This is a genomic window from Streptomyces sp. NPDC002838, assembly GCF_040295365.1.
Classification (GTDB): Bacteria; Actinomycetota; Actinomycetes; order Streptomycetales; family Streptomycetaceae; genus Streptomyces.
The window spans coordinates 1-2,332 of the sequence record NZ_JBEOVF010000138.1; the positions used below are offsets into that span (position 1 = coordinate 1).

Annotated in this window: 3 protein-coding genes; 1 reads left to right on the plus strand and 2 read right to left on the minus strand. The window is 34.5% G+C overall.

The window, feature by feature from the left end; genetic code table 11:
* Positions 1-249: 249 nt before the first annotated feature.
* Both ABT063_RS51875 and ABT063_RS51880 read right to left on the minus strand, forming a co-directional pair.
* Positions 250-804, minus strand: coding sequence for a recombinase family protein (locus ABT063_RS51875; RefSeq protein ID WP_023349229.1), 555 nt, complete (start codon positions 802-804; stop codon positions 250-252).
* Positions 805-1,005: 201 nt separating this feature from the next.
* Positions 1,006-1,896: an IS982-like element ISLll1 family transposase gene (locus ABT063_RS51880; RefSeq protein ID WP_043736692.1), complete on the minus strand. Its 891-nt coding sequence runs from the start codon at positions 1,894-1,896 to the stop codon at positions 1,006-1,008.
* 110 nt (positions 1,897-2,006) lie between these two features.
* Between ABT063_RS51880 and ABT063_RS51885 the strand changes: the two genes are divergently transcribed.
* On the plus strand, positions 2,007-2,332 hold a 326-nt coding region (locus tag ABT063_RS51885; RefSeq protein ID WP_351069343.1), incomplete at its 3' end, for a M20/M25/M40 family metallo-hydrolase.

The window sequence follows — 2,332 nt, forward strand, 5'->3', positions numbered from 1 at the left end:
TTTAAAAAAAAACACCTTTAAAAAATTTAGCAGAAAATACAAAAAGGCTAGCATATCAATCGTTTAGTCTTTTTTATGTTCCTCACTATACCAAAGTTAAACAGTAGGTAAAGAAATAAACATGGTTAAGCTAGTTTCATTTTTTTAATATTTTAGTGTTTGTTAAAAAATAGATAATTGATCTTTTAAACCAACTAAAATCTAATCAGCTCATAACTTAATCGTTGTGAGCTGGTCTTTTATTTTATTCTAAAACTTATTAATATATCTATAAATTGTGGTTCTTGAAACTCCCCAAGAATCCGCAATCGACTTAATCGGCGTACCACTTTCTACCAAGGTTTTAAGAAGCTTTACGTCTTGCTCCGAAAATTTCTCAGGTCTTCCTCCAAGTCGTCCTCTTGCACGTGCGGCTTCTCTACCAGCGGCAGAACGCTCCAAAATAAGGTTTCGCTCAAATTCCGCAAAAGCCGCAAACAAATGAAACATCAATTGTCCAGTCGAACTTGATTTATCCATTGTAATATTTTCTTGTAGACTATGAAAACTTACCCCTTTATTATTAAGAGAATTAACAATATTAATGAGATCTTCCATATTTCTACCTAGTCGATCCAATCGCCAAACAACAATCGTATCACCAGGACGAGAAAATTCGATGGCGGATTTTAATCCAGGTCTATCTTTTTTACTTCCTGACATATGATCAGTAAATATTTTTTCACAGTTATATTTTTTTAGACTATCTTTTTGTAAATCCAAATTTTGAAGTCCAGTTGAAACTCGTGCATATCCGATATTCATTTTATTCTCCTTTGTTCTAATTTATTGTATCATAACTTAAAAATATATATATAAATGAACATAGAATAAATTACGGGTTAATGAACAATAAATGTAAATGATTTTGAGAATTTTAATAAGAAAAGAAGAGTGTCCATAAAATGACCATTTTATGGACGCTCAAATATAAAAGAACATTGACCTACCCGAATTGCTAGTTGATTATTTAGCCATGACTTGATACCCGATAGAATATCTTAAAGTCTCTGGTTCCAGTGATTTAGCTGATTTTAACAGTAAAGAATACGCTAAAAGTATCATCTCTAATTTCAATTGAAAACCTTGAGGCGAACGACTTTTACAACGCTCAGCTCCTAGATTTGTCAAAAAAGAGAAAACTCGCTCAATCACTTTTCTACGTTTTGAAAAATTAGGGAAAAGGATTTTCTTTTGCTTCATGTTCTTCCTGACAGGTGTAATTAGATCAATTCCTTTTAATTCCAGCCTATCATGCAGTGACTGACCTAAATATCCCATATCTCCAAGGACTGTTGGTGTCCCAAATTGACTCAACACTTCCTCGGTCATTGAACTATCAGCCATTGAAGCAGGAGTAATTGTGTAGTCTATGACATAGCCTGATTCACTGACTAAAGCATGACATTTACATCCATAGAAGTACTGTCCCTTTGTAGCATTGTAGCCAACATTGGCATAATCTCCAAGAACTTTGCTTCTGAAATTACGAATAGGCTGACACAAAGGAATGGGGAAGCTGTCAATAATGGATACACTCATTCCTTCAACCTCTTTAAAGACGAGTGCTTGGCGAATGACTTGGATACTCGGTAAGAGGGCATTACAACGGCGGACAAAGCGAGAATATTCTAGGAAATTAGGAAATAAACTTTGAGCCAATTGGTGCTTAGCTTTAAGCGTTTCACTAAAATGCAGTACGCCCCAGAGGTAACAAGCGATAACTAAGCAATCTGATGTTGCGAGATGGACGTTCTTTCGGTTTTGAACCTCAAGGGGAACACTCGTTTGATAAAGCGTCTCAATGGTTGTCAGTAAATAAACAAAAACTTTTGGAAGTGTGCTATTATAAGTCATATAAGTCGTGCGCTTTCTAATGCTTAGTGGTTTAAGATTAGGATAGCACGACTTATTTATTTTCCAATGAAATTAACTAGCAATTCGGGTAGAAAGTTTAGAGGTATCATATGAAACTACTTAATAATTTGTTGACTAGCTTAACACAATATGAGAATGAAATGATTCAAATTAGGCGTCATCTTCATCAATACCCAGAAATTTCTTTTCAAGAAAAAGAAACATTTAAGTATATTATGGGCTTTTATAAAGAACTTGACTGTGAACCAAAACTTATCGGAAAGGGATTTGGAATCATCGTTGATATTGAAGGTGGAAAATCCGGAAAAACTCTTGCGTTGAGAGCAGACTTTGATGCTCTTGCTATTTTTGAAGATAATGATTTAAGTTTTAAATCGGTCAATCCAGGAGTAATGCATGCCTGTGGACACGATGC